This is a genomic window from Pinirhizobacter sp. (assembly GCF_036499745.1).
Lineage (GTDB): Bacteria > Pseudomonadota > Gammaproteobacteria > Xanthomonadales > Rhodanobacteraceae > Pinirhizobacter.
The window spans coordinates 11,653-37,515 of the sequence record NZ_DASYDG010000008.1 but is presented as its reverse complement, the minus strand read 5'-3'; the positions used below and the strand labels follow the sequence as shown (position 1 = coordinate 37,515).

Below are 25,863 nucleotides of genomic sequence, written 5' to 3'. Positions count from 1 at the left end.
GACGCCTTAGATGGGGAGAAAACGCCATGATAGCAAGCTGCGGTACACGCTCCGTCGAAGGAGAATTTAATATCCGGTCCAGGGCGGTGATCTACACTCCGGCGCCTTGTGTTGGAAGGTTCAAGCCGGAGGAAAGGTCCCATGCGTGCGGTGTTGCGTTTGATCCCGGGCTTTGCCCTGGCCGTGTTGTCCTTGGCCGCCCCCGGTGCCCCTGTTGCCGCGCCTGCCCCGGTCGTCTCCGGAGCCCCGGCCACCGCCACCCAGGTGCACGACCTGATCGTGCTGATGGGCGTTCCGCAGAGCCTGAACGACATGAACCAGCAGATGGCCGCGGCGATGAAGGGCCACCGCCCCTGCATCGACGACCAGGTTTGGTCCGGTTTCATCAACGATGGCAACCGCCAGGAACTGCTCGACGCGATGATTCCGGCTTACCAGAAGCATTTCACCGGGGAGGAAATCGACGGGCTGCTGAAGTTCTATCGCTCGCCGCTGGGCCAGAAGGTGATTTCCCAGATGCCCGAGGTATTCGCCGAGAACGTGAAGGTCACCCGCGAATGGGGCGAAAAGCGTCGCGACCAGCTGGTGGGGGAACTGAAGGCCAAGGGCCAGCTCGACGCCGACGGCCAGTGTCCGGGCACCAGGGAAAAGCCCGGCATGATTCCGCCGGAGGTCGCTTCGGGGCCAGAGCCTGCCCGCAAGGCCTCTTCCCACAAGAAATCGACGAAAAAATCTTCTTCCAAGGCACCGGCCAAGTCCACCGCAAAGCCGGCAGCCAAAACGCCTGCGAAGGCGCCAGCAAAGGCTCCAGCCAAAAAACCGGTGAAAAAGACCGGTTCGAGTGGTTCGACGACCCCCGCCAGCTCAACCTAACCCCCTAAAAACAGTCGGGTTGTTGACCCTGGTGAACACGGTCCTGTATGATCGCCGGTTCGCAACACCCAAATAATAACTACACAAGGGCTTTTCCATGAGTTACGCAGTCATCAAGACTGGCGGAAAGCAGTACCGCGTGATGCAGGGCGAGATCCTGCGCGTGGAACTGCTCGACGCCGAAGTCGACGGTACGGTCAACTTCGACCAGGTCCTCCTGGTGGGCGAAGGCGATTCGATCACCGTCGGTGCCCCGGTCGTTACCGGTGCCGTCGTCACCGCCAAGGTGCGCGCCCACGGCCGCCACGATAAAATCCGCATTATCAAGTTCCGTCGCCGCAAGCACCACAAGAAGCAGATGGGACACCGTCAGCATTACACCGAAATCGAGATCACTGGCATCACTGCCTGATCGGCCGGAGGAATTAAGTCATGGCACATAAGAAAGGCGTAGGTTCCAGCCGCAACGGTCGCGACTCGAACCCGAAGTACCTGGGCGTGAAGATCTATGGTGGCCAGGCTGTTGAAGCCGGCAACATCATCGTCCGCCAGCGCGGTACCAAGTTCCACGCAGGTGTTGGCGTCGGCCTCGGCCGCGATCACACCCTGTTCGCCCTGGTCGATGGCACCGTCGCGTTCAAGACGCGTGGTGACAAGGGTCGCAAGTTCGTCGACGTCGTCACGGCGTAAATCGCCGCCGGCTTCGAAGCGATGGCCCCGCCCACCGGCGGGGCTTTTCGTTTCTGGCCTTTCCACATTCAGGTTGCTTTCCATCATGAAATTCGTCGACGAAGCCATCATCAAGGTCATTGCCGGGGACGGCGGCAACGGCTGCATCAGCTTCCGCCGCGAAAAATTCATTCCATTCGGCGGCCCCGACGGGGGTGACGGCGGCGGCGGCGGTTCAGTGTGGCTGGTTGCCGACGAAGGCCTCAATACCCTGGTCGATTTCCGCCATCAGCGCGCCTTCCGCGCCCAGCGCGGGCAAAACGGCATGGGCAGCCAGATGTACGGCAAGGGCGGCGAAGACACCGACATCCGCGTGCCGGTAGGTACCGTGGTGACCAACGTCGACACCGACGAGATCATCGGCGACCTCACCGTCAACGGCCAGCGCCTGCTGGTGGCCGAAGGCGGCCGCGGCGGTCTGGGCAACATCCACTTCAAGAGCTCGGTGAACCGCGCGCCGCGCAAGTCCACCCCGGGCACTTCGGGCGACATGCGCGAGCTGAAGCTGGAACTGAAGCTGCTGGCCGACGTCGGCCTGCTTGGCTTTCCCAATGCCGGCAAGTCCACCTTCATCCGCGCCGTGTCGGCGGCCACCCCACGCGTGGCGGACTACCCCTTCACCACCTTGCACCCGAATCTGGGTGTAGTGCGCATCGGCACCGACCAGAGTTTCGTGGTGGCCGACATCCCGGGCCTGATCGAAGGCGCCGCCGACGGCGCAGGCCTCGGCATCCAGTTCCTGCGCCACGTTTCGCGCACCAGCCTGTTGCTGCACGTGGTGGACATCGCACCGATCGACGGTGGCGATGCGGTGGATCAGGTCAGGGCCATTGAGCAGGAACTCGCCAAGTTCAACCCAGAGCTCCTGGAGCGTCCCCGCTGGCTGGTAATGAACAAGGCCGATGTACTGGACGAAGACGAGCGCCAGGCGCGTGCGAAAGAGATCGTCGAGCTGCTCGAATGGAAGGATCCCTGGTTCCTCATCTCGGCCATTTCCCGCGAAGGCACCTGGGACGTCTGCCAGAAGGTCCAGCAGTTCTTCGATGCGGCCCGCGCCGCAGCCCGCGACGCCGATGAGGCCTCGGCCGACGTGCGCATGCGCGAAGTCTGACGACGCTCGAGCGTGGTCGAGGAGCCGGAGAGCGGCGGAGGCGGGGGCGGACACCCTCGTCGCTCCGGTTACACCGGCGCTTGGGAGAAGAGGCCGCTGCGCGACTTTTTCTTATGGCTGCGCCCCGGCGCGCCCGCGCAGCGGGCGGGGATTTTCGAGGCGGCCTTTGGCCTTCGCGAAAACGGCCGGCCGGGGCCGGCCCCCTACGGGCCTGTTCCGCCCGCCGCGCTCGGTTCCACAAGTCGCTGACGAGGGTGTCCGCCCCCGCCTCCGCCGCTCTCCGGCTCTTCGGTCGTCCGAGGTCGCGTGGGGGGAGAGAAGGGACAAGAGGCGCGTGGGGTTTGCCGTGCACTCTGGGTTACGTCGTATACGAGCCACCATGTGCCCTCTCGCAACGTTCCTTTCCGCTACCTCGCCGTTCGTTAGGTCCGGTGGGGTTTGCGTCGCTCGGTGCGACTGGCGCAGGCGAGGGCTTCGGCTGGATCAGGCCCGCAGGGGGACGGCCATGGATGGCCGGCCGTTTTCGCTGAGCCATGGATGGCGAGTCGAAAACCCCCGGCCGAAGCCCGACCCGACGGGGCGCAGCCATCGGACACGGCCGCGCAGCGGCATCCTTACCCTAGGGTCGCCGCAGCCCGGAGCACCGAGCGACGCAAACCCCGCCGGTTCCTCGCGACCACGCTCGAGCAAAAAAAAACCGGCCATCGGCCGGTTTTCTTACGCCTTACGAAAAGCTCAAGCCAGTTCGCGGATCTTCGCGTTCAGGCGGCTCTTGTGGCGGGCGGCCTTGTTCTTGTGGATCAGGCCGCGGGCGGCGTAGCGATCCATCAGAGGCGTGGCGGTGGCATAGGCTTCGGTGGCGGCTGCCTTGTCCTTGGCCTCGATTGCCTTGACCACCTTCTTCAGTGCGGAACGCACCATGGAACGCGCGGAGACGTTACGCAGGCGGCGCTGCTCCGACTGACGCGCACGCTTCTTCGCGGACTTGATGTTGGCCAAGGGAAACTCCGAATCTGTAGGTTGGGCTTGAAAAAGACGCTAATTGTGGCGCCAATGCGCCGCTGCGTCAACAGCTTAGGCCGGTGACGTTACCGGCCACGGGCCAGGCAAGTTACTGCCGGCAGGGCCGAAGGCCAGCATTTTGCCACAGATTTGCCTGTCATGTGGGATGGCTGCCCTGTCAGACTATGACGCCCGCGCGCCTTCCGGCCGCGAACTTCCGTTTCATAGAGGCCGCGACCGTCGCATGAAGTCCCCCAGCATGTTCCGTGGGCTGCTCTCCTTCAGCAGCATGACGATGGTGTCCCGAGTGCTGGGTCTGGTCCGCGACCAGGCCATCAGTTATGCCTTCGGAGCCACGGCCGCCACGGACGCCTTCTGGGTGGCCTTCCGCATCCCGAATTTCATGCGCCGGCTGTTTGCTGAAGGATCGTTCTCCACCGCTTTCGTGCCGGTGTTCACCGAGGTCAAGCAGACGCGCCCGCACGCGGATTTGCGTGAGTTGATGTCGCGTGTATCGGGCACGCTGGGCGGCGTATTGATGGTGGTCACGGCGCTTGGGCTGATTTTCACGCCCCAACTCACGGATATCTTCGTCCACGACGATCCGGTGAAGTACGACCTGATGGTGCAGCTGCTGCGCCTGACTTTCCCGTTCCTGCTGTTCGTCTCGCTGACCGCGCTGGCTGGCGGGGCGTTGAACAGTTTCCATCGCTTCGCCATGCCCGCACTGACACCGGTGATCCTGAACCTGTGCATGATCGCCGGCGCGTTGTGGTTGGCGCCGCGCATGCATACGCCGATCCTGGCCTTGGGGTGGGCGATCCTGGCGGCCGGTATTCTGCAACTGTTGTTCCAGGTGCCGAGCCTGGCAAAGCTCGATTTGCTGACTTTGCCACGCTGGGGCTGGTCGCACCCGGATGTGCGCCGGGTCATGAAGCTGATGGTGCCGACTCTGTTCGGTTCGTCCGTCGCACAGATCAACCTGTTGCTCGATACCGTGGTAGCGGCGTTGCTGATCAACGGTTCACAAACCTGGTTGTCGCAGGCTGACCGCTTCCTGGAACTGCCCCTGGGCGTGTTCGGCGTAGCCCTTGGCACGGTGATCCTGCCGTCATTGTCGCGCCACCATGTAGCCACTGATAGCGCCGGGTTTTCGCGAGCTCTGGACTGGGGCCTTCGGATCACCCTGTTGATCGCCGTGCCGGCCATGTTTGCGTTGATGCTTCTGGCTGAACCGCTCGTTTCCACGCTGTTCCAGCATGGCAAGTTCACCGCCTTCGATACACGGATGTCCTCCCTATCGATCACCGCGCTGTCTTTTGGCCTGCCGGCCTTTGCCCTGGTCAAGGTGTTGTTGCCGGCGTTTTATTCGCGCCAGGACACCAAGACCCCGGTTCGGGCAGGTGTGGCTTCGCTGGTGCTGAACATGGTTTTCAACGGCTTGTTCCTGCTGCTGCTTTTTTCCCTGTGGGCACCGGACGACATCAAGGCCGGATCGTGGATCGAAGGGCTGTCGAAGGTGCCGGGCCTGCACATGGCGCTGGGCATGGCCAGTGCGCTGGCCAGCTACGTGAACCTGGCATTGCTGTGGTACTGGCTGCGCAAGGCCGGGGTGTATGTGCGCCAGCCGGGTTGGAGCCGCCACCTGGGCCGCCTGGGTGCGTCCTGCACGGTGATGATCGCCGTGTTGGTGCTCGGACTGTACCTGGCCCCGGCCTGGCCGGGCATGGACGTGCACCACCGCATCGGCTGGCTGTTTGCCCTGATCGCCGCCGGTGGGGGAGGCTACCTGGCCACGCTGTTCGCCCTGGGCTTTCGCCTGCGTGAATTACGCGAGCACTAAGGTCCCGGCGCGTTGTGCGCCGCAACGCTGCGGCTATACTGGCTGGATGACCTTTTTCCCAAGCTCCATGCCGGTTGCCGGCCTGCCAGGGGCCCGCTGAACGATGGCCCTGCGGTTGTTCCGTGACACTTCCGGGCCGTCCATCGCGCCGGGCGGCAGCATCGTTGCCATCGGTGCCTTCGACGGGCTGCATCGTGGTCACCAGTCGTTACTGGACACCGTGCATGAGCGCGCCGTGGCGAAGCATGTGTCCGCCGCAGCGATCAGCTTCGAGCCTTTACCCCGCGCGTTCTTTTCGCCGCAGCCCCTGCCGCGCCTGTCCACCGTGCGCGAGAAACTCCAGGGCATGGAGGCAGCCAGGCTCGATGCCGTGCTGATGCTTCGTTTCAACCAGAAGCTCACTGCCATGCCGGCGGAAGATTTCATCACGCATGTCCTGGTCGGGCGGATGAACGCACGCGAAGTCTGGGTGGGCGCCGATTTCCGCTTCGGCCACGGCCGCAGGGGTGATTTCGCCATGCTCGAACGCATGGGTGCGCAACTGGGGTTTACGGCCCACGCCCTGCCACCCGTGGAAATCGAGGGCGTGCGCGTGTCGTCATCGCGTGTCCGCGCACTGCTGGCTGAAGGCTGCTTTGCCGAAGTGCTGCCGTTGCTCGGGCGTCCGTTCGTGATCGAGGGCCATGTGGAACATGGCAACAAGCTGGGCCGCACCCTTGGATATCCCACCGCGAACATCCATCTTCGTAAGCGTGTGAGTCCGATCCAGGGCATTTTTTCCGTGCGCATCGGCGTGGGCGAAGGGCCGTGCAGCTGGCCCGGCGTGGCGAGCCTTGGCGTGCGGCCCACGGTCAATAGCGTGGCCGAACCCCTGCTGGAGGCGCACCTGTTTGATTTTTCCGGCGACCTTTACGGGCGCCGCGTGGCAGTGGAGTTCGTTACCAAGCTCCGGGACGAGCAGAAATTTGCCGATCTGGACACGCTCACCGCACAAATGAAGCTCGACGAGACCCACGCCCGCCAGGCGCTTGGCATGAACCCCATCCTCGTCGACGCATGACGACCCTTTCGCATCACCGGTTGCCGACATGAGCCAGGACTACAAGAACACGATCAACCTGCCGCAGACGAATTTCCCGATGCGCGGCGACCTGCCCAAGCGCGAGCCGGGCTGGCTGGCGCATTGGGAGAAGATCGGTCGCTACCAGCAGATCCAGGCCAGGACCGCCCACCGCGACCGCGTGTTCGTACTGCATGACGGCCCGCCCTACGCCAACGGCGTGATCCACCTTGGCCACGCGGTGAACAAGGTGCTCAAAGACGTCGTGGTCAAATCCAAGCTGCTGGCCGGCAACCGCTCGCCGTATGTTCCCGGGTGGGACTGCCACGGCCTGCCCATCGAAATCGCCATCGAGAAGAAATTCGGCAAGGTGGGCGACAAGCTCGATGCCGTGGCCTACCGGCAGAAGTGCCGGGAATATGCACTCGAGCAGATCGACCTGCAGCGCGTGGACTTCAAACGCCTGGGCGTGCTGGGCGACTGGGAACATCCCTATCGCACCCTCGATGCCAAATACGAAGCCGACATGCTGCGCTCGCTGGCGCGCATCGTTTCCAACGGGCATGTGGTGCGCGGTGCCAAGCCGGTGTACTGGTGCTTCGACTGCGGTTCGGCCCTGGCCGAGGCCGAGATCGAATACGCCGATAAAACCTCCCCCGCGGTAGACGTGGCCTACGCTGCGATCGAACCTAAGTCACTGGCGGCGAAGTTCGGCGTGGCTTCGGAAGACGCCGTTGTCGCCGTGCCGATCTGGACCACCACACCTTGGACGTTGCCGTCCAGCCAGGCCGTGGCGCTGGGGCCTGAGATCCCCTACGTGCTGGTGGAAGGCCCGGCGGTCGATGGCCGCCGCATGCTGCTGGTACTGGCCGAGGCCCTGGCCGAGAAGGCCCTGGCGCGTTACGGCATAACCGACGTGCGCGTGCTTGGCACTGTCCAGGGCGCGGTGCTCGAAAACGAACTGCTGCATCACCCGTTCTACGACCGCAAGCTGCCGGTGATCATGGGCGAGCACGTGTCGGACGAAGACGGTACCGGCGCCGTGCACACCTCGCCCGATCACGGCGCGGAGGATTTCGCCGTGGCCCAGGGCTATGGCATCGGACCGCTGAACTATGTCGACGGCCGCGGCGTCTATCGCGCCGACGTGCCGCCCTTTGGCAGCCTGCAACTGGCCGGCCTGCACATCTGGAAGGCCAACGACCTTATCGTCGAGGCGCTGCGCGGCACCGGCATGCTGCTGGCCTCGGCCAAGCTGACGCACAGCTATCCGCATTGCTGGCGCCACAAGACATCACCGGTGATCTTCCGCGCCACGCCGCAGTGGTTCATATCGATGGAACAGGCCGACCTTCGCCGCACAGCGCTGGATTCGATCAAGCAGGTTCGCTGGATCCCGGGCTGGGGAGAAGAGCGCATCTCGGGCATGATCGCCGGCCGCCCCGACTGGTGCATCTCGCGCCAGCGTACCTGGGGCGTGCCGATCGCACTGTTCGTGGACAAGGCCACGCACGAGCCACATCCACGCAGCGTGGAACTGCTCGAAGAGGTCGCCAGGCGGGTGGAAGTGGGCGGCATCGATGTCTGGTTCTCGCTCGACGCGCATGACCTCCTGGGCGACGAGGCCGACCGCTACGAGAAAGTCACCGACGTCCTGGACGTCTGGTTCGATTCCGGTGTCAGCCATTTCGCCGTGATCGGCGCGCGCCCGGAACTGCAGGCGGGCGGGGCCAGCGATTACAAGGTGATGTACCTGGAAGGCAGCGACCAGCACCGTGGCTGGTTCCATTCATCGCTGTTGACCTCCGCTGCCATTCACGGCCGCGCACCCTACGAGGAAGTGCTTACGCACGGCTTCACCGTGGACGCGCAGGGCCGCAAGATGTCCAAGTCGCTCGGCAACGGCATCGAGCCGCAGGACATCATGAAGACCATGGGCGCGGACATCCTTCGCCTTTGGATCTGCAGCACCGACTACCGCAACGAGATGTCGCTGTCGGATGAGATCTTGAAGCGCGTGGCCGACACCTATCGCCGCATCCGCAATACCGCGCGCTTTCTGCTGGGTAACCTCGAAGGCTTCGATCCGGCGCAACACCTGCTGCCCGTGGCCGATTGCCTGCCGCTGGACCAGTGGGCGATCCAGGCCTGCGTGGACACGCAACAGGCCGTGGTGGCCGCGTACGATCGTTACGACTTCCCGGAGGTCGTGCAACGCGTGCAGAACTACTGCACCAACGAGCTGGGCGCGCTGTACCTGGACATCACCAAGGACCGCCTCTACACCATGCCCACGGCCAGCGTCGGCCGCCGCAGCGCGCAGAGCGCGATGTACCGCATCCTGGAATCGCTGGTGCGCTGGCTGGCACCGATGACCAGCTTCACCGCCGAGGAAATCTGGGCGTCGATGCCAGGCGAGCGCAGCGAATCGGTGCTCTTCGAAACATGGTACGAAGGCCTGGAAGGCCTGCAGGCAAAGCCGGAACAACGCCGCTACTGGACAGACCTGCTTGCCATCCGCGACAGCGCTTCGCGCGTGCTCGAGGGTATGCGCAAGGCCGGCGACATCGGTGCGTCGCTGGAGGCGCAGGTCGATGTATTCCTGGACGATGCACTGCTGGCCCGCTACACGCCAGCGGCGAGTGAACTGCGCTTCGTCTTCATTACTTCCGAGTTGACCCTCGCGCCGCTGGCGGCCAAGCCTGCGAATGCGGTGAAGGTGGAGTTGGCCGAAGGTGAGGCGTGGCTGGCAGCGTCCGTGCGCACGGCCACCAAGTGCATACGCTGCTGGCACCTTCGCTACGATGTCGGTGTGCGTGCCGACCATCCGGAGATCTGCGGCCGCTGTGTCGAAAACGTCGCCGGCCAGGGCGAGGTGCGCCAGTGGTTCTGAGGACGGAGAAACCCGCCAGCGCGCTGGCGTGGCTGTGGTTGTCGCTGGTGGTTATCGCGCTGGACCAGCTCACCAAGTTCTGGGCACTCGGCGCGCTGGCGCCAGCAGGCATGCCGCACCCGGTGATCCCGGGTTTTCTCAACTGGACGCTGGCCTTCAACACGGGCGCTGCCTTCAGCTTCCTGGCCACCGGCTCGGGCTGGCAGCGCTGGTTCTTCGTGCTGCTGGCGGTCGTCATAAGCATTGCCCTGGCTGCGTGGCTCAAGAAGACGCCTCGTGGCGACTGGAAATCGGCCTTGCCGCTGGCGCTGGTGATTGGCGGAGCCGTGGGCAACCTGATCGACCGGCTGCACGCGGCCCAGGTCACCGATTTCATCGAGGTGTACTGGCGCACCTATTACTACCCGGTATTTAACGTGGCCGACTGCGCCATTTCCGTGGGCGCGGTGCTGCTGGTGCTGGGCAGCCTGTTCCAGGGGAAGAAAACCACCGCCGTGCGATAATCGCGGCCATGGATATCCTCCTTGCCAATCCCCGTGGGTTCTGCGCCGGCGTCGACCGCGCCATCGCCATCGTCGATCGTGCGCTGGAGTCCTATGGCGCACCCATCTATGTCCGGCACGAGGTGGTACACAACCGCTACGTGGTGGAACGCCTGCGAGCGGACGGCGCCGTGTTCGTCGAAGAGCTCACCGACGTCCCCGACGGCGCTACCGTGATTTTCAGCGCCCACGGCGTGCCCAAGGCCGTGCGTGAGGAAGCCGACCGCCGCGGGCTTACCGTGTTCGACGCCACGTGCCCGCTGGTAACCAAGGTACACATGGAAGTCGCCCGCCTGGGACGCGCCGGCTACGACGTGGTGCTGATCGGTCACGGCGGCCACCCGGAAGTCGAGGGCACCATGGGTCAGTGGAACCGCGCCCACACCGGAGCCATCCACCTGGTGGAGTCAGTGGAGCAGGTGGCAGGCTTCAATCCGGCGCAGCCGGAAAAGCTCGCCTTTGTCACCCAGACCACCTTAAGCGTGGATGACACCATCGCCATCATCAAGGCGCTGCGCGAGAAATTCCCGGCCATCGAAGGCCCGCGCAAGGACGACATCTGCTACGCCACGCAGAACCGCCAGGATGCCGTGCGCCGGTTGGCCGACGCGGTAGACCTGGTGCTGGTGGTGGGGTCGGTCAACAGTTCCAACTCCAACCGCCTGCGCGAACTTGCCCAGAAGCAGGGCGTGCGTGCCTATCTGATCGACGGTGCCGAGCACATCGAGAAGGCCTGGCTGGAAGGCGCCACGCGCGTGGGCGTTACTGCCGGTGCCTCCGCGCCGGAGAAACTGGTCAGGGAAGTGATCGCCCGCCTGCAGACCTGGGGTGCCGGCACGGTGAGCGAGCTGGACGGCGAAGCTGAGAACATCACCTTTGCCCTGCCGCGCGAACTGCGCATGGCTGCCAGCTAGGCTTGCGCCCAAGCCCCCAAGCCCCCTAAAATCCCGCCTCTTCGCCGGAATAGCTCAGTTGGTAGAGCGGCGCATTCGTAATGCGTAGGTCGTAGGTTCGATTCCTATTTCCGGCACCATATTTTGCAATAAAAACAGCGACATACGTGCATCAACGTATGTCGCTGTTTTATTTGTACGCCCTGGTCCCTGATCGGGCGCGCGGCAAATTTGCTTATGTCATGATTGCCACGATGGCATGAGCGCCGAGTCTCCAGGCCGTCATCGAAGTTCCCACAGCCATGAACATAGTCGGGCCGGGTGCGTCGACCTGCGCTCCGTCAAAGGGGGCCGAGCATGCTGCTGCGGATCAACCTGATACTGCTTGTCGCCTTTGCGCTCGGTATGTTCGCGATCTCCCTCATCGTAACGGCGACGCTGCAGGAAAACGCAACGCGCGAAGTGCTTGCCCAGGCTGGTTTGATGATGGACAGCGCTGCGGCGATCCGCTTCTACACCGAGACCGAGATCGGACCATTGCTCGGCGACAAGTTGGCCAGCGCGTTCCGCCCCCAGAGCGTGCCGTTCTATGCCGCGACGCAGAACTTCCTCACGCTGCACAAGAAGCACCCTGAGTACTCCTACAAGGAAGCCACGCTCAACCCGACCAATCCACGCGACCGCGCGACGGATTGGGAGGCAGACATCGTGCAGCGCTTCCGTAACGACAGCGGCACCAGGCAAGTAAGTGGGATACGCGACACCCCGATGGGCAGGTCCCTCTACCTGGCGCGTCCCATCCGGGTCGATGCCGGTTGTTTGGGGTGTCACAGCCTGCCGTCAGCGGCACCGGCAACCATGCTGGCACGCTATGGCAGCGATAACGGATTCGGCTGGCAGCCTAACGAAGTGGTCGGCGCGCAGATCGTCTCGGTGCCCTTCGACAGTGCCCAGTCGAGCGCCGGACGTGTCCGCCGCGACGTGCTGATCGCTATCGCCGCGATGCTCGCAGGCGTGTGGCTGGTCATCAATGCATCGCTTTATGTACTGGTCATCCGGCCGGTGCGCCGGATCGCGCGGATAGCCGACCAGGTGAGCCTTGGCGATACGGCGGCCGCGGATTTCCCGAGTGGCGGAGGACCTGAGGTGGCGGCGTTGTCGACCGCCTTTAACCGCATGCGCAAAAGCCTCGACAAGGCGCTGCGGATGCTGGGCGGCTGAGCCATGGCCCACGACCTGTTCGTCAGCTATTCGCAGCCCGATCGCGAGGCTGCCTTGGCACTTGTGCAGCGTCTGGAGGCACACGGCATCAGCGTATGGATAGCGCCGCGCGACGTATCCCCGGCAGCCGACTGGGCCGCCGAAATCATCGATGCGATTTCCAGTGCGCGTCTTATGGTGCTGGTTTTCTCCGGCAGCAGCAATGATTCAGGCCAGGTGCGGCGCGAAGTAGAACGGGCCGTGCACAAGCAAGTGCCGATACTGCCCTTTCGGATCGAGGATGTGCTGCCATCAAAGAGCCTGGAGTACTTCCTTAGCACACAACACTGGATGGATGCGTTCCCGCCACCCCTAGAACCTCACATCGATCGTCTGCGCGACTATCTGGATTCTGCCCTTGGCGGGAGCGCCGCCCATCACCCTTCCTCCGAACACCGTCCGTCGCCGGACACTGGACCGGCCGATATCTCCCATCCGGCCGGCGGCGTTGATGCGGTGCACTTGCGCTTACTCGAGACGGAACTGGCCAGGCGTATCGGGCCCGTCGCCGGGCACCTGGTACGTCGGGCTGCGAAGGGCGGCGGCGACCTGAATGTCCTCGCGCAGTGCCTTGCACAGGAAATTGACGGCGAGATGGAACGACGGATCTTCCTTGAAGCCTGCTGGCGGATCGGTGCGGGTAGATAGCGGGCGGCTGATGAGTCCGGCTCACACGCCATGACTTATGGCATCGAGCCTTGGCATCGGCGCGTATGCCCGCTAGCCTTCAATGCAGCCATGCCGGCCTGGGGAAAACCAATGAACACCACTGTGATAGACGTTCCGCCGTCGTTGCCGCTTGATGGCCGCCCGGGCTGGAAGCGCTGGCTGATCGATTCGCCGCTGGCACGTATCGTGATCTTTGCCTTCTTCCTGGCGGTGTCGCTCACGGTATTCAACTTTGCGCTCAAGCTGGTCGGCCTGCCCGGTGCAGGCCTGGCTTCGATGACACCTGCATCCACGTTGCGACGTCTGGTGATGATTATCCCGTTTGTACTGTCCTACTGGCTGTTGGTGCGCTTCATCGAGAAGCGACGCATCGCGGAACTTGCAGCGTCGCGCGCGCCCGTGGGTATCGTTGCGGGCCTGGTGGGCGGGGCATTCCTTTTCAGTGTGGTCGTTGGCGTGATCGCCCTGGCCGGTGGCTATCGGATCGATGGCTACAACAGTGAGGTTGCCTGGATCGCGCAGATCGTGATGTTGGGAATTGCCCCGGGTATCACCGAGGAAATCGTCTGCCGTGGCGTGCTGTTCCGTATCGTCGAGGAAGGCCTGGGCACGTGGGCCGCGCTGGTGATCTCGGCGTTGGTTTTTGGCGCTGCGCATCTTGGTAACCCGAATGCCACCCTGTGGAGTGCACTGGCCATTGCCATCGAAGCCGGCCTGCTGTTCGGCATGCTCTACAACGTGACCCGGTCGCTATGGCTTTGCATGGGCTTGCACGCGGCGTGGAACATCATGCAGGGAACCGTGTACGGTATTTCGGTCTCCGGGATCGCGCAGAAGGGTTGGATAGCACCGCGCATTTCCGGGCCCGACTGGTTGACTGGCGGCAGCTTTGGCGCCGAGGCATCGGTAGTTGCGCTGGGTTGTTGCAGCGTGCTCACGGTAGTGCTGGTGGTAGTCGCGCTGCGGCGCGGGACCCTGATAGCGCCCTCGTGGGTGCGCCGCCGGCCGGAGGCATCAAACGCCTGAGGCCCTGAGTGCAGGCAGGAACGTCTGGATGAACCACGCTAGCATGATGGGTCCCACGGCTGCGCCAATGGCCCACAGCATGCGCGATTGAAATTTGAGCAGGCATTGCTCGAACTTCCGTTCCAGGCGAAATTCCATCGCGGTCATGGCCACGCGCAGGTCGCCAGTCTCCGTGGTCATGGCCACGCGCAGGTCGCCAGTCTCAGTGGTCATGGTCGCGCGGAGGTTGCCAGTCTCAGTGGTCATGGCCGCGCGCAGGTCGCCAATTTCACGGCGTACGTCGCCAATTTCACCGCGTAATTCCGTGAACTGTTCCTGTCGCTTCGATGATTCGCTGTGGATGGTGTCCTTCAACGCATTGATGTCGTACCGCCATGCCTCGCGTTGAATGTGCTCTTCCACTCTGTGGAGCCCACTGCGAAGTTCGTCCACATCACGACGGATGTAGTTGATGTTCACTTCCATTCGAGCCATACGATCGTCCATGCCCGGATGATTGTGCGCTCCCGGGGATTCGTCAACCGGCGATGGCTGTTCCCTGTAAGGAATGCTCAAATTATTCGCGTCCATGATGATGGTGTCTCGATCGCGCTTGCTGAGCGTCGATTTTGCCGTGCGACATTGCCTACGTATGTCAGCTGGGATCTCGACTGCTGTCGGTGATGCATCCGACCATTCCGAGCATGGTGTCATGCGGGACTGCTCGCAGGCCGCGCATGACACTGATCATCGGGACGCCACGAGGATCAAGTGACAACGTCGCGCACGGACCTTCCTTCATACCGCCTGAGATGAAACACCCGGTGCAGGTTGTTCGCGCCAACCCAGCCGCCGCCGGCGGCCGCAAGAAACGCAAGGAACCCGCTCAGGAACGATACCCACATGCTCAACGAGGTGTAATGCGCCACGCGTTCGGCCTGCGCCGCGGTGGCGTTGCGGGCGGCCTGGGTCTGCGCCGACATCGACGCCAGTACACGCTGGGCTTCGGCGCCGCTGGCTCCGCGTGCTTCGATGAGGCGGCGTGCGGCGTCGTCGTGGCTCGCGATGAGCGCGGCGGTCACTGCCGAGTCGTTGCGTTCGCCGCGAAGCGCCTGGTGCACTTGCTCGTCGAGGATAGCCACTTCCTCGGTGGCCGGACCGCTGGCGACAATCGATGCGCCACCTCCGTTGCCGTGCGCCGCCGCAGCCACCGCGGCACCGCCCGTCGCTGCGTGGCCCAATCCCATGGCAATCCACAAAGCCGTGGCCGTCAAGGACAACCCCCATACGGCCACGCCTTGCAGAGCGCCCATGGTGTGTTCGAGCTGGTTGTCGAACCAGCTCGCCGCCATGCCACCCAGGAACAGGGCGGCAGCCCACGTCAGGACGAACCAAATGCCAGTACCGATGCCGATGCCCTTGGTTGTGCTGGCAAGGTCCGAAGCATCGAAAGCGGCGAACCCGAGGGCAAGTCCGGCCACGTACAGCAGGCCGGCGACGGCGGTGGCGACCAGCCAGCCGCCGAAGATGGCGCCCCAGGAAAGGCGCGGATAAGTCACGACGACCTCGGTCGCCGTGGAAGCTACGTAAGCCATGGTTTTTCTCCGTGCGATAGGGGGATCAGGCACAACCGCGCACGAGCGCGATCAGGATCAGCACGGGAATGGGTACGCCGAGCAACCACAGCACGACATAGCCGATGCCGCCTTTCTGCTTGCCGGGGGCGGCGACACCCTTCGACTCCGATGTTTCGTTCATTCAGTACTCCTCCCGCGTCCGGCCCTCCGGACGATCCGTGTCCGGAGGCTGGCCGGCGCCTCGTGCAGCGCCGGTGACGGGAAGATGACGGGTGCTAGATCAACGCACCCAGCCGCCGCCGTGATAACGCCAACCCGGGCCGCGATGCTCCCAGCGCGGGGGGGCCCAGCGATAGCCGGGACGAGCACGGACCCAATAGCCGCCGGCCCAGACGTGGCGCGAGCCGTTCCATCGCCAGTAGCCCGGCGCCCAGACGTAACCCACACGCGGCGGCGGGACACGTTCAAAGCGTGGCGGCGGCGGGGCAACGCGGGTGGTGACGACCACCACCTCGCGGGCTTGCACCGGTGCGGTGTATGCGGTGGCGCCGAGGCCCAGGCCGGCAAAGGCGGCGAGGGCAAGGGTTCGGGTAATCCGGTTCATCAGTCACTCCTCCAGCAACAGGCGGACCCACGTCCGCAGCAGGAAGAAAAAACGGTTGCGGACATAGAACGTTGACGGCGCGGGCCATGCCCGTTCAGGTTTCGCTGGGCTCCGGTAGCTCAAGCATCCCCGCCTGCCGCCGATACCGTCAGGTAAAGCGAAATTGTGTGGGGAGAACATGGACGGGAGCACCGAAGCCTGGCTTAACGACGCACTGGCTGAATATTCAGCCGGCTTCGGCGAGCACGCGGAAATGCTCGATCCACGCGGCGAACTGACATCGGCCTTGGCCCGCTTCGGCGCAAACCCGTATGCCATCGAGGCCTGGCGCCTGCTCGACGACGATTTGTCCGGCATGAGCCAGGAGATGAAGCGGCTGATGGCCTTCGATGTGTTCTGGATCGTCGAACGCGCCTTCACCGATCGTGACGGAATGGAATGGGCCTCGCCCGATGATGCCGGCCTGCACGGCCGCGCGGTGTTGCAAGCCATCGATACGCTGATGCGCATGGACCCGCACCTGTGTGAACAGGCCTGCGCCAAAGGTGAAACCGGCAGGGCGGTGGAGGGTTACCTGGCCAGTCGTGGTACCTGGATTCCGCAGGTGGACAGCCGTGGCGAGTACGCGGACCTCTTGTGTGCATCGTTGATGGGCCTGCGCACCGATGTCGGAAGCTGGGTGCAATCCAACGCCGACCAGGCCCGCCAGGACCATGTCAGCCGCCAGCGCCTGCGCATGATTGGCGAGTTGCACGATCTGCTGAACCAGCACCTGGGCCAGAGCCCCTCGCCGGTGGTTGCCGCCCTGGTCAATGCCACCTTCCCCCGACTGGCCCCGATCGATGCCGCGCAGGTGCATATCCTCCTGGGCGCGGTTGAACCATCGGCCAACGAGGCGAATTACTCGCCCTATCAAGACCACGCTTGAGCGCTTTCATTCATCCTTCGCCCCTGGGAGCGTTAATATCCGGGCCGACTCCCATGGAGACGCGCGATGACCCGGCTCGATGATTCCCTGATCACTGTCCGTGCTCCGCGTTCGGATGAAGGCAGCATCCGTTACGGCTGGAGTTACACCGTACTTAATGATGATGGCCACACGATCCTTGCCACCAGCGACAGCGGCAGCTTTACCTATGAAACCGAAGCCCTGGCGCTCAGTGAGGGCTGGCGCGAAGCCCGCGAGGCGCAGAAGCATGGGCTCCATAAGCGCGAAAAGCGTTAGGCCGCGCGCGGATTGGGCAGGCTGGCCAGTGGGTGATCGTCGGTGAAGCTCCATTGGGGCAGACCTGGCACGCGGGCAGCAGGCTCGCCTTCGCGCAGGGCTGCTATTGCTGCCTCGGGCGTTTCGTGGCGTCCATATTCGGCGTCATTGATCAAGGCGCGCCACTGGCGGCCGTGGCGGACGATCCGGGCGGTTCCCAAGCGGGTGGGGGCGACATATTGCGCGAGCACGCTTGAAGCTCCAGTGGGCTTTCGAAGGCCGCGCAAGTTAAACATCCGGTTGTGACCATCTCGTCACGGCGGCAGGTCAACCCGAGCCAACGTTCAGGTTAGTCCGGCGCCTTGGCCGGGACAAAGGGAGATACCGGGTCGCTGGCGGGGAAGGTCTCTTCCAGCGCCTGGTCCTGGTTATCGCTTTCCTGCAGTTTGCGGCGGGCTTTTTCCCCGGCCGTTTCCGGATGGGTCGGCTGGCCGTGGTCGGGATGGTGGACGTCTTTACGGTCGTGGCTGGACATGGAGCAGCCTCCTGGGCGGCGGGTTCATGGCCATTGACTGCCGGGGGGAGTGAACCGGCCGTATACCGTTTGTCGGCGGAATCTAACCGCTCGTCGCCTGGCGCTGGCGTCTGCGCCGGGCGGTGCGACAGGATGCATGCGTCGGAATGGGGTTTGGGGGAATCACTGTGGCAAAGTCGCCGTCGTCGCGCGTCCAGCGCGGCGTGTCATTGCTCGAAGTGCTGGTTGCCATCGTGATCTTCAGCGTGGGCGTGCTTGGGCTTGCCCTGATGCAGCTGAAGGGTGCGCAATTCACCAAACAGGCCGGTGCGCGAACCGTGGCGGTGCTACAAGCCCGCAGCCTGGCTGATGCCATGCGCGCGAACCCCGCCGGCGTATTCGGGGTCAGTAAATCCAGCGACATCGCCGCCAAGGGCGGTGACGTCAGCGCCAGTTACTACAAGTACACAGGCGGGATTCCCGATCCCAGCAAGTGCGGCGACGACCCCTGCAAGGTCGCGGCGGCGGACATCACCAACTGGATCACCCAGATCAGCACCACGCTGGCCGTGCCCGTCGGCACCGTGGGCATTGCCTCGATCACGCCCAGCACTACCCGCGGCACGCTCACCATCACCACTACCTGGAATGGGCTGTCGCAGAGCCGCGATAGCACCGGTACCGATACCAATAACGAAAGCTACTCCTTCGACTACCTGCCATGACCATGACGCGAACGGCCAAACCGGTGGGGCAGCGGGGTTTCTCACTCGTCGAAATGATGATCGCTGTGGTACTGGGCATCGTGGTGGTCGGTGGCCTGATCAACCTCTTCATTGCCAATCGCAAGGGTTACCAGCTGCAGTCCGGTGCCAACTACCTGCAGCAGAACGTCCGTGTAGCCGCTGACCGTATTGGGTGGTCGCTGCGCATGGCGGATTTCTGGGGTGGCAACGACTACAACAGCATCAACATCAATTCCACCGCGACGGCGGCGATCACCGCGACGGGTGGCAGTTGCACCCAGGCGTGGGCCACATCGGTGGTACCCAACAGTACCGGGGGCGGCAGCGTGTTCGGTTATAGCGGTTCGGATACCTTTCCGCTGGGCGCCGCCTGCATCGGTGACGCGGCGAACTACGTCAAGGGCAGCGACGTGATCGTGATGCGCTACGTCGACACCCAGATGCTTTCGCCAGGTCCGGTCCCGGCTGAGGCAGCTACCATCGGCGCCAATCCTAGCCAGGTTTACTTGGTAACCGCGGTGGGAGGGCAGGCCACGCTGTTCGCTGGCAGTCCGGTGCCCTCGACGCCGACCAATTCAGATTCCATCCGGGGTTATGTTTTCCCATATCGAGTGGATGTGTATTACCTGCGTCCCTGTAGCGCCCCGACAACTGCCGTGTGTGCCGCTACCGACGACAACGGCGCGCCATTGCCAACGCTGATGCGCATGTACCTGCGCTCTGATGGCAAGTTCATCTCCGAAGCGGTGATCGACGGCGTGGAGCAACTGAAAGTGTCGTACGGCGTCTCGGCGGCCGATGGCAACTCGCCGGCGCCCACAAGCTACATGACGGCCTCGGAGGTAACCGCCGCCAATGCATGGGACCGCGTGGTATCGGCGGCTGTCAGCGTGGTGGCTGTGTCGCCTGTGCGTGATGTTGCCGTGCCACACGAAGGCACTTACAAGTTGAGTTCGGACTGCACGTACAAGATCGCGGTCTCCGGCGCTGACGTATCCGGCTGCACCAACTTCACGCCATTCGGCGACAAACCCTGGCAGTTCACCCGGGCCGTGCAACAGTTCGTGGTGCAGCTGCGGAACCGGAACGAGAACTGACCATGACCAGACATGACACGCCCCGGTTTCGTCACGTTGGTCGTCAACAGGGTGCCGCCTTGCTGGTGGGCCTGATCTTTCTGGTGATGCTGTCGCTGGTGGCGATCATCGCCATGCGCGGTACGTTGCTCGAAATGAACCTGGTCAATGCCACCGCCAAGCACGAGCAGGCTTTCGAAACCTCCGAAGCGGCGCGCGCGGTACCCCTGGCATTGTTCGACCAGCACGTGTTCTACCGCGGCTGGCCTACCACCTGGGGTGGTGCAATCGCGACGACGGATTTCAATCCCGCAGTCACCTTCGCCAAGACGCCATTGTGGTTGACGAAGATGGACCCGGCGAATGGCGGCTTGCAGCAGGAGTGCGGTGGCCCGATCAACTTCTACACCGACCCCACCTGCGTCACGCGTAGCCCGGGGTATTACTACGATCCTTCGCAGTGGGACACCGATGTGGTGCTCACAACGTGCACCACCACGGCCGATACATGCACGACCGACCAGCAGGCGGTCACCAAGATCGCCATCGTCAAGGACGGTTCGGTGGTCAGCGCCGGTGCAGGCGGCGCCCAGGCTCAGGGCTACTCCAGCAAAGGTGTGGGCTCGGCCAACGGCGGCGGTTCGATGATTTTCCAGATCAGGAGTGCGTCGGTGGTGCCCGGTGGCGGCACGGCGACCACGATCACCCAATACAACCAAGTCATCAAGTAACAGGGGCAGTCCATGGCCAGGTTCCAGCGCTCAACCCAGGCGATCATCGCCTGCCTGCTGATCGGGGTACTCTCCTGTGCCGCTGTGTGGGCGCAGTCCGCGCCCACTACCGGTCAGCTCTCAGACATCAATTCGATGAACATGTCGAACTACGAAGCCTTCCCCCCAGGCTCCGTGGCCACCGCCGCACCAAAGGTGGCGCCGCTGATCATGTTGGTGATGTCACGCGACGAACAGCTATTCAACAAGGCCTATCCCGACTACACCGACCTAGATGGCGATGGCACGGTGGACACTACCTACCAGAACGCCTTCGACTACAACGGCTACTTCGACCCAAGCCTTTGCTACACGTATGCCAGCGGTACGTTCAGCGCGACCGGTACAGCCACCGCCCACCAGTGCTCGGCATCGCTCGGTCCGTGGAGCGGCAACTTCCTGAACTGGGTGTCGATGAGCCGCCTGGACATCATCCGCTGGGTGCTTTACGGCGGAACGCGCAGTACCGATACCGCCAAGACCACGGTGCTTGAGCGTGCAGAGATTCCCGACGACCTGCATGCCTGGGCGAAGGTTTATACCGGTACCGACATCGGTAGCTATACGCCGTTTACCAGCCCGACCACCTTCTGCAATGTCTCCGCTGGTAAAACCGGGGCCTTTTCTACCCCCACCCAGGTTATCTCTGGCATCACGCCGGCACCGGTGATCCGAGTGGCCAACGACCAGTGGCCGGACTGGGCCACCACGGCCAAGCTGCAGTGCCAGTGGAACGGCGCCGGCGAAGGCGACACCAATCGTCCGAAGAGCGGTGACGGCAATCAGGATTACAACGCGCGCGTCACCGTGTGCAAACAGGACGGTAGCCCCACCGAGGCCTTCTGCGTCACCACCGGAAAGAGCCTGAAGCCCGAGGGCTTGCTGCAGAAGTACAGCAAGAACGACAACACCACCGCCAAGCGCTTCGGTCTGGTCACCAATGGCTGGAAGACACCACGCGTTGGCGGCCAGTTACGGCGCAACATCGGTAAGCTTGCTTACAACGACACCACAGTTGCCAGCGGCTGCGCTACGGGCGATGAATTCAGCAATGTCGATGGCACTTTCTGCTACAAGCAGGGCATCAACACCACGGAAGGCATCGTAATCACGCTCGACCGCCTGCAGATTACCGGGTGGGCAGGCGCCGACTATGGCACCTCCGGCGACACGGGATGCTATTCGCCCTCGAAGACGGCGTGGGGTGCCCGCAGTTATTACATTCAAGCCAACCCCACGATGTGCCCGGATTTCGGCAATCCGCTGGCCAGCATGTATGCCGATGCCTTGCGTTACATCATTGGTGATACCGGTCCGTCGCAAACCGGCGACACCACGTTGCCCACGCCGCCCTGGAACGACCCCTATGGCACCGACAGCGGTTCGACAAAGCCGCGCAACCAGCCCTGCGCCACGTGCTCGATCGTGGTCATCAGCAGTGGCCTGAACAGCTTCGACAGCGAGAACGTGTCGAGCGTGGAGAACTTGAGTTCGGCTGCGGTGCTTACCAACAAGGTGCAGTCGCTGGAAGGCATCAGTGGCAAATACTTGCTTTCCACTTACTACAATACAACCGCGCTAACGGGTGCGCCGAGTAACGGCACGCTTACGTCCGTCGGTTCCTACAGCGATATCTCCATTTGCACACCGGCGACCGTCGGCAACATGTCGACCCTGGTGGGCGTTTGCCTTGGCACCCCAGGCCAGGGCGGTTCGTACTTCATCGCAGGCCTGAGCTACGGCGCCTGGACCACCCTTATCCGCACCGACGGTAAAGTCGATAGCAGCTTCCGCGTCAAGACCTACGGCATTTCTCTGTCGGACAACCTGCCTTCATTCAACATTCCAGTGGGCTCGAAGAACGTCTCGGTATCGCCGACCTGTCGTGCCGATCCTGCGGCTGTGGGCACGTATTCAAGCTGTTATATCGGTTCGGTGTCGCTGGGCTCGCGGCAGAATTTGGACAAGAACACGACCTATGGCATGGTGCCCACTAAGAAGTATCCGAACGTGGGCAGCTTCTACTTCGTGTGGGAAGATTCCCAATACGGCTCGGACCACGATCAGGACGCCACCAACGTCATTTCCTATTGCGTGGGCAGCAGTTGCCTTCAGCCATCGAAGGTAGTCAGCGGTGGGGTGGCGATCTGCGATCCAATCGTATTCGGCGGTAAGACTACAGGGTCCACCGTGGGCACCAGCGGAGGTGCTTGCACGACTGACGGCAAGTTGGTGAATACCCCCACCGACAATACCCTGATCATGCGTAACCAATGGCTGGGATACAGCTCAGGTGGCATGTATATCGGCTATCAGCTGGCCGGCACAACGGCGGACGGTGTTACGGAATTCAACAACTCCGGTGTGTCCTTCGGCTGCAATAACCTGGCCTCGCCGTATTGCGATTCCAATCCCCAGGTCACGACCTTCACCGCCAGTTCCGATCCTTCGGTAAGCGCGCTGCAGACGCCCCTATGGTATGCAGCCAAGTATTCGGGTTTCAACGGTACCGCGCCTGTGCTGGCGCCAGGAACCGATCCTGCGAACTACTTCTTCGCTCGCAACGCGGGCAAGCTGAAGGACCAGCTAGACGCCGTTTTCCAGGCCATCGCCGCCAGCAGCGGCAACGACACCGGCAACGCGGGCCTGGCCGATTCCAGCAACGACTTCGTTGGTAACGGCCTGGCCTACCAGGTGAAGTACTACAGTCTCTTCGATGGCGTGGTCTGGACGGGCAGCCTGCGGTCGTTCTGGACCGATGCCCAGGGCTACCTGCGCGAGGGGGGGTTGAAGGACACGGCGGGTAATCCGGTGTTGTCGCCAGATGCGGCTTATATCGCCAGCGGCCGCCCGTCCAACGCAGCGGCCAACTCGGCCACGCTTGCTACCTTCCGTTGCACGGCACCGCCGAGCGACGATCCGGCTACCGATGCGAACTGCACCCAGTCAAACACGGTGACGCCGGTGTGGGATGCAGGTGACCTGCTCAATCCGTATTACGACCCAACTAAGTCGGCCGATGCGACGGCGCTGGCGAACATCCCCGTGCAGCGTAACTACGCCGACGCTGCGGACACGACAGCCAATCGTGGCCAGCGCTACATCTTCACCACGGTGGCGGTGCAGCCGCAGAAGACCTTGTCGATCCTGACCGGCAAGTACATGCAAAACGGATCGGCAACCGGCGCCATCACCACAGGCGTGCAGGTTCCCTTCGTGTGGACGGGTAACAACGGCGCCTGCATCACCAGCAACAACACGGTGGTGCGTAGCAACAGCGCCACTTACTCGCCGGTGGATGGTACCGGGTTATGCGGTAAATCGTCGAAGACGGCTGCGGGCCTGAGCTATCGCATAGGCAACTTCGGCTTGCTCAACGAGATCAGTAACACCCGGGCAGCGGCGATGGTGAACTGGGTGCGCGGCCTGGAAGACACCGACGATTTCCGCAGCCGCAGTTCCGGCGGTGGTGCAGTGCCCCTTCAGAACGTTACCGCCTCCGCGCGTACCTATCGCCTGGGCGACATCGTCAATTCCTCGCCGATTGAAGTGAGCGTGCCGGCGGAATCCTACGACTTGCTCTACAACGACAACAGCTTCCTGGCCTTCCGTACCAACTACCTGCATCGCCGGCAGATGGTGTATGTAGGCGCCAACGACGGCATGCTGCATGCCTTCAATGCAGGTTTCTATACCGCCGCACAACCCGCCAGTGGCGGCAAATCAGCTACGTTGCCGACGCTCACTCGCACGTTGCCGTCGCCGGGAACGACTGGCTCGCCAGTGTCGGCCTCTGGCAACGACTGGGCCCTGGGCCAGGAAGCCTGGGCGTACGTGCCCAGCAACCTTCTGGCGCACTTGCGATGGGCAGCGGACAAGAGTTACTCACACGTGTTCTACGTCGACGGCTCACCGGTGGTGAGCGACGTGAAGATATTCGGTAACGCCACCGCCGACGGATGTAGCAGCGGTACGCCCAATGTCGACAGTCAGGGCCACGTGTGCGGCTGGGGCACGATCATGGTCGTACCCTTCCGTACCGGTGGCGGCCCTATCAGTGTGAATACACTCGGCTGCTCGGGTACGAGCGCAGCTTCATGCCCATCGACGGTGCAGACGTCCAACTCGTCCTACGTGATCATGGACATCACTGATCCGGAGCAGCCACCGACTGTGTTGGGCGAGATCCCATCGATTGCGTTGTCCCTCGACCACCTGCAGTCGGTGCCCACGTTCACGACGCCGGCGCCTGCCATAGCGGTCGAAAAGGATTCCTCGGGCAACCTGAAGTTTTTCCTGGGCTTCGGTACCGGTCCGGTGGACAACGGCGGGCCGGGCAAGCTGGTGCAGGGCTCGCCTACCATCCCGCTCAACGCATACATCTACGATCTCTCCAGCCTGGTCGGTAACGGTACTGTCGAGGCAACGTATGCGAAGCAGTTCAGCAACGGACCGGCCAGCAGTTTCGCCGGCGACATGGTGTCTTCCGATTACGATCTGGACAACAGCGCCGAGGGCATGTACTTCGGCGTGGTGACCAACCCGTCGGCCGTGGGTGGCGCCTTCGGCGGTGGGTTGTGGAAGATCGACATGCGTACCTCCGCTGGCGTGGAAAGCTCCTTGCCGACGGCCTGGCAAGGCTTGCTGCAGATCTACAATGGCGGCACGCCGGTGACGGTACGTCCGACCCTGGCACGCGATCCGTCCGGACGCGACTTCATATACTTCGGTTCGGGCCGTGCCTTCACCGACGCAGACGATTCGGCCACTACGTCTCAGGGCACGCAGCAGCAGTACATCTACGGTATTTCCGACAACAGCCTGCTGCTAGGCCTGAACTCTGCTTGCCGGACACTTGCGGTCAGCGATTCAAGCTTGTTCGTGTCGACCAATGTGCAGGTAAATTCCGACGATACGCTGGGCGCCACCACAGCGGGGGCCACTACGTTGTCAAGCCTGGCGTCGGCCCTGCAGGCCAAGGCAACCACCACGCCGTTCTGCTTCACATACTCCGGCTGGAAGCTGGCCCTCACCCCGGGTGACAGTGGCGCCAGTGCCCTGGTGCCGTCCGAGCGCGTGGTGAACAGCCAGACACTGCTGGGCGGCATCCTGTTGACGCCGACCTACGTGCCGCCGACCAAGGCGGACAAGGACGCCTCCGACAGCTCCGACTGCAACCCCATATCGGTATCCGGTACAAGCTACCTTTATGCGCTGAACTACATCACCGGCACCGCCGATAGTCACGCGGCGAGTTTTGGCAGCGCGACAGGGTCGGACGGCAAGCCGGGCGAGGTGTACAAGAAGACCACCATCGGCAAGGGCAAGGCGTCCGCGCCCAGCATCCACACCACGCAAGGGTCCGGTACGCAGAAGGTCACCGCGTGCATGCAGATTGGCGACAAGGTGGTCTGCAAGGATGTGGGTACCATCAGTCCGGTGAACAGCCACCAGATTTCCTGGCGCGAGCCGGTAGATCAACAGTGAGGATG

25 protein-coding genes and 1 tRNA gene are annotated in these 25,863 nt (G+C 63.1%); 19 read left to right on the top strand and 7 right to left on the bottom strand.

The window, feature by feature from the left end; translation table 11 throughout:
* Nucleotides 1-141: 141 nt before the first annotated feature.
* The 4 genes from VGM61_RS02240 to cgtA all read left to right on the top strand — a co-directional run bounded on the left by VGM61_RS02240 (nt 142) and on the right by cgtA (nt 2,713).
* Nucleotides 142-873 (top strand): DUF2059 domain-containing protein, encoded by a 732-nt coding sequence (locus VGM61_RS02240; RefSeq protein ID WP_331521080.1) that lies wholly within the window; start codon nt 142-144, stop codon nt 871-873.
* Between the two features lie 97 nt (nt 874-970).
* On the top strand, nt 971-1,285 hold the full coding sequence (gene rplU / locus VGM61_RS02235) for a 50S ribosomal protein L21 (protein WP_331521079.1): 315 nt from the start codon (nt 971-973) through the stop codon (nt 1,283-1,285).
* A 20-nt stretch (nt 1,286-1,305) separates the two neighbouring features.
* A complete protein-coding gene (gene rpmA, locus VGM61_RS02230; protein ID WP_250625582.1) occupies nt 1,306-1,563 on the top strand; it encodes a 50S ribosomal protein L27 in 258 nt (85 codons plus the stop codon).
* Nucleotides 1,564-1,648: 85 nt separating this feature from the next.
* Nucleotides 1,649-2,713: an Obg family GTPase CgtA gene (gene cgtA / locus VGM61_RS02225; RefSeq protein WP_331521078.1), complete on the top strand. Its 1,065-nt coding sequence runs from the start codon at nt 1,649-1,651 to the stop codon at nt 2,711-2,713.
* A 735-nt stretch (nt 2,714-3,448) separates the two neighbouring features.
* Here the strand turns inward: cgtA and rpsT are convergent.
* The gene (gene rpsT, locus VGM61_RS02220) at nt 3,449-3,712 is read right to left on the bottom strand and encodes a 30S ribosomal protein S20 (RefSeq protein WP_250625593.1); all 264 of its coding nucleotides are present in this window, start codon (nt 3,710-3,712) and stop codon (nt 3,449-3,451) included.
* A 247-nt stretch (nt 3,713-3,959) separates the two neighbouring features.
* Here rpsT and murJ point away from each other — a divergent pair, with 247 nt between their 5' ends.
* The 9 genes from murJ to VGM61_RS02175 all read left to right on the top strand — a co-directional run bounded on the left by murJ (nt 3,960) and on the right by VGM61_RS02175 (nt 13,901).
* Nucleotides 3,960-5,558, top strand: a complete 1,599-nt coding sequence (murJ, locus tag VGM61_RS02215; RefSeq protein ID WP_331521077.1) for a murein biosynthesis integral membrane protein MurJ — start codon at nt 3,960-3,962, stop codon at nt 5,556-5,558.
* 103 nt (nt 5,559-5,661) lie between these two features.
* Nucleotides 5,662-6,618 carry a bifunctional riboflavin kinase/FAD synthetase gene (locus VGM61_RS02210; RefSeq protein WP_331521076.1) on the top strand — a complete coding sequence of 319 codons (957 nt, stop codon included), beginning with the start codon at nt 5,662-5,664 and terminating at the stop codon, nt 6,616-6,618.
* Between the two features lie 28 nt (nt 6,619-6,646).
* Nucleotides 6,647-9,511: an isoleucine--tRNA ligase gene (gene ileS, locus VGM61_RS02205; protein ID WP_331521075.1), complete on the top strand. Its 2,865-nt coding sequence runs from the start codon at nt 6,647-6,649 to the stop codon at nt 9,509-9,511.
* Nucleotides 9,502-10,014: a signal peptidase II gene (gene lspA / locus VGM61_RS02200; protein WP_331521074.1), complete on the top strand. Its 513-nt coding sequence runs from the start codon at nt 9,502-9,504 to the stop codon at nt 10,012-10,014. The genes ileS and lspA overlap by 10 nt, the downstream gene beginning before the upstream one ends.
* A gap of 8 nt (nt 10,015-10,022) precedes the next feature.
* The gene (gene ispH / locus VGM61_RS02195; protein ID WP_331521073.1) at nt 10,023-10,967 is read left to right on the top strand and encodes a 4-hydroxy-3-methylbut-2-enyl diphosphate reductase; all 945 of its coding nucleotides are present in this window, start codon (nt 10,023-10,025) and stop codon (nt 10,965-10,967) included.
* 43 nt (nt 10,968-11,010) lie between these two features.
* Nucleotides 11,011-11,086 (top strand) — tRNA-Thr (locus VGM61_RS02190).
* Between the two features lie 217 nt (nt 11,087-11,303).
* Nucleotides 11,304-12,167: a Tll0287-like domain-containing protein gene (locus VGM61_RS02185; protein ID WP_331521072.1), complete on the top strand. Its 864-nt coding sequence runs from the start codon at nt 11,304-11,306 to the stop codon at nt 12,165-12,167.
* Nucleotides 12,168-12,170: 3 nt separating this feature from the next.
* Complete coding sequence (locus tag VGM61_RS02180) at nt 12,171-12,854, top strand: toll/interleukin-1 receptor domain-containing protein (RefSeq protein ID WP_331521071.1); 684 nt, start codon at nt 12,171-12,173, stop codon at nt 12,852-12,854.
* A 111-nt stretch (nt 12,855-12,965) separates the two neighbouring features.
* Nucleotides 12,966-13,901, top strand: a complete 936-nt coding sequence (locus VGM61_RS02175) for a type II CAAX endopeptidase family protein (RefSeq protein ID WP_331521070.1) — start codon at nt 12,966-12,968, stop codon at nt 13,899-13,901.
* Here the strand turns inward: VGM61_RS02175 and VGM61_RS02170 are convergent.
* From VGM61_RS02170 to VGM61_RS02155, 4 genes are all read right to left on the bottom strand, one after another.
* Nucleotides 13,890-14,471, bottom strand: a complete 582-nt coding sequence (locus tag VGM61_RS02170; protein WP_331521069.1) for a hypothetical protein — start codon at nt 14,469-14,471, stop codon at nt 13,890-13,892. The two genes, VGM61_RS02175 and VGM61_RS02170, sit on opposite strands and share 12 nt — an antisense overlap.
* Before the next feature lie 176 nt (nt 14,472-14,647).
* Complete coding sequence (locus VGM61_RS02165; protein WP_331521067.1) at nt 14,648-15,475, bottom strand: hypothetical protein; 828 nt, start codon at nt 15,473-15,475, stop codon at nt 14,648-14,650.
* A 25-nt stretch (nt 15,476-15,500) separates the two neighbouring features.
* Entirely contained in the window at nt 15,501-15,638 is a 138-nt protein-coding gene (locus VGM61_RS02160; RefSeq protein WP_331521066.1) for a hypothetical protein, read from the bottom strand.
* 99 nt (nt 15,639-15,737) lie between these two features.
* Nucleotides 15,738-16,061, bottom strand: coding sequence for a YXWGXW repeat-containing protein (locus VGM61_RS02155; RefSeq protein ID WP_331521065.1), 324 nt, complete (start codon nt 16,059-16,061; stop codon nt 15,738-15,740).
* 178 nt (nt 16,062-16,239) lie between these two features.
* On the opposite strand from VGM61_RS02155, the gene VGM61_RS02150 reads away from it, so the two are divergent.
* Together VGM61_RS02150 and VGM61_RS02145 are read left to right on the top strand one after the other, a co-directional pair.
* Nucleotides 16,240-16,989: a hypothetical protein gene (locus tag VGM61_RS02150; protein WP_331521064.1), complete on the top strand. Its 750-nt coding sequence runs from the start codon at nt 16,240-16,242 to the stop codon at nt 16,987-16,989.
* Nucleotides 16,990-17,055: 66 nt separating this feature from the next.
* Nucleotides 17,056-17,286, top strand: coding sequence for a hypothetical protein (locus tag VGM61_RS02145; protein WP_331521063.1), 231 nt, complete (start codon nt 17,056-17,058; stop codon nt 17,284-17,286).
* On the opposite strand, the gene VGM61_RS02140 is transcribed toward VGM61_RS02145, so the two are convergent.
* Nucleotides 17,283-17,516 carry a hypothetical protein gene (locus tag VGM61_RS02140; protein WP_331521062.1) on the bottom strand — a complete coding sequence of 78 codons (234 nt, stop codon included), beginning with the start codon at nt 17,514-17,516 and terminating at the stop codon, nt 17,283-17,285. The genes VGM61_RS02145 and VGM61_RS02140 overlap by 4 nt on opposite strands.
* 98 nt (nt 17,517-17,614) lie before the next feature.
* Nucleotides 17,615-17,800, bottom strand: a complete 186-nt coding sequence (locus VGM61_RS02135; protein ID WP_331521061.1) for a hypothetical protein — start codon at nt 17,798-17,800, stop codon at nt 17,615-17,617.
* A gap of 167 nt (nt 17,801-17,967) precedes the next feature.
* On the opposite strand from VGM61_RS02135, the gene pilV reads away from it, so the two are divergent.
* From pilV to VGM61_RS02115, 4 genes are read left to right on the top strand one after another with little or no spacing between them, the layout of a single operon-like run.
* Nucleotides 17,968-18,504 carry a type IV pilus modification protein PilV gene (gene pilV, locus VGM61_RS02130; protein WP_331521060.1) on the top strand — a complete coding sequence of 179 codons (537 nt, stop codon included), beginning with the start codon at nt 17,968-17,970 and terminating at the stop codon, nt 18,502-18,504.
* Nucleotides 18,501-19,622, top strand: coding sequence for a PilW family protein (locus VGM61_RS02125; RefSeq protein ID WP_331521059.1), 1,122 nt, complete (start codon nt 18,501-18,503; stop codon nt 19,620-19,622). The genes pilV and VGM61_RS02125 overlap by 4 nt, the downstream gene beginning before the upstream one ends.
* Before the next feature lie 2 nt (nt 19,623-19,624).
* Entirely contained in the window at nt 19,625-20,332 is a 708-nt protein-coding gene (locus VGM61_RS02120; RefSeq protein ID WP_331521058.1) for a pilus assembly PilX N-terminal domain-containing protein, read from the top strand.
* Between the two features lie 12 nt (nt 20,333-20,344).
* Nucleotides 20,345-25,858 (top strand): hypothetical protein, encoded by a 5,514-nt coding sequence (locus tag VGM61_RS02115; protein WP_331521057.1) that lies wholly within the window; start codon nt 20,345-20,347, stop codon nt 25,856-25,858.
* The last annotated feature ends 5 nt before the right edge of the window (nt 25,859-25,863 follow it).

Bases quoted from the DNA above. Each gene is read 5' to 3' on its own strand.
- VGM61_RS02240 (WP_331521080.1), top strand. From the start codon at position 142: ATGCGTGCGGTGTTGCGTTTGATCCCGGGCTTTGCCCTGGCCGTGTTG.
- rplU (WP_331521079.1), top strand. From the start codon at position 971: ATGAGTTACGCAGTCATCAAGACTGGCGGAAAGCAGTACCGCGTGATG.
- rpmA (WP_250625582.1), top strand. From the start codon at position 1,306: ATGGCACATAAGAAAGGCGTAGGTTCCAGCCGCAACGGTCGCGACTCG.
- cgtA (WP_331521078.1), top strand. From the start codon at position 1,649: ATGAAATTCGTCGACGAAGCCATCATCAAGGTCATTGCCGGGGACGGC.
- murJ (WP_331521077.1), top strand. From the start codon at position 3,960: ATGAAGTCCCCCAGCATGTTCCGTGGGCTGCTCTCCTTCAGCAGCATG.
- VGM61_RS02210 (WP_331521076.1), top strand. From the start codon at position 5,662: ATGGCCCTGCGGTTGTTCCGTGACACTTCCGGGCCGTCCATCGCGCCG.
- ileS (WP_331521075.1), top strand. From the start codon at position 6,647: ATGAGCCAGGACTACAAGAACACGATCAACCTGCCGCAGACGAATTTC.
- ispH (WP_331521073.1), top strand. From the start codon at position 10,023: ATGGATATCCTCCTTGCCAATCCCCGTGGGTTCTGCGCCGGCGTCGAC.
- VGM61_RS02185 (WP_331521072.1), top strand. From the start codon at position 11,304: ATGCTGCTGCGGATCAACCTGATACTGCTTGTCGCCTTTGCGCTCGGT.
- VGM61_RS02180 (WP_331521071.1), top strand. From the start codon at position 12,171: ATGGCCCACGACCTGTTCGTCAGCTATTCGCAGCCCGATCGCGAGGCT.
- VGM61_RS02175 (WP_331521070.1), top strand. From the start codon at position 12,966: ATGAACACCACTGTGATAGACGTTCCGCCGTCGTTGCCGCTTGATGGC.
- VGM61_RS02170 (WP_331521069.1), bottom strand. From the start codon at position 14,471: ATGGACGCGAATAATTTGAGCATTCCTTACAGGGAACAGCCATCGCCG.
- VGM61_RS02165 (WP_331521067.1), bottom strand. From the start codon at position 15,475: ATGGCTTACGTAGCTTCCACGGCGACCGAGGTCGTCGTGACTTATCCG.
- VGM61_RS02160 (WP_331521066.1), bottom strand. From the start codon at position 15,638: ATGAACGAAACATCGGAGTCGAAGGGTGTCGCCGCCCCCGGCAAGCAG.
- VGM61_RS02155 (WP_331521065.1), bottom strand. From the start codon at position 16,061: ATGAACCGGATTACCCGAACCCTTGCCCTCGCCGCCTTTGCCGGCCTG.
- VGM61_RS02150 (WP_331521064.1), top strand. From the start codon at position 16,240: ATGGACGGGAGCACCGAAGCCTGGCTTAACGACGCACTGGCTGAATAT.
- VGM61_RS02145 (WP_331521063.1), top strand. From the start codon at position 17,056: ATGACCCGGCTCGATGATTCCCTGATCACTGTCCGTGCTCCGCGTTCG.
- VGM61_RS02135 (WP_331521061.1), bottom strand. From the start codon at position 17,800: ATGTCCAGCCACGACCGTAAAGACGTCCACCATCCCGACCACGGCCAG.
- VGM61_RS02125 (WP_331521059.1), top strand. From the start codon at position 18,501: ATGACCATGACGCGAACGGCCAAACCGGTGGGGCAGCGGGGTTTCTCA.
- VGM61_RS02120 (WP_331521058.1), top strand. From the start codon at position 19,625: ATGACCAGACATGACACGCCCCGGTTTCGTCACGTTGGTCGTCAACAG.
- VGM61_RS02115 (WP_331521057.1), top strand. From the start codon at position 20,345: ATGGCCAGGTTCCAGCGCTCAACCCAGGCGATCATCGCCTGCCTGCTG.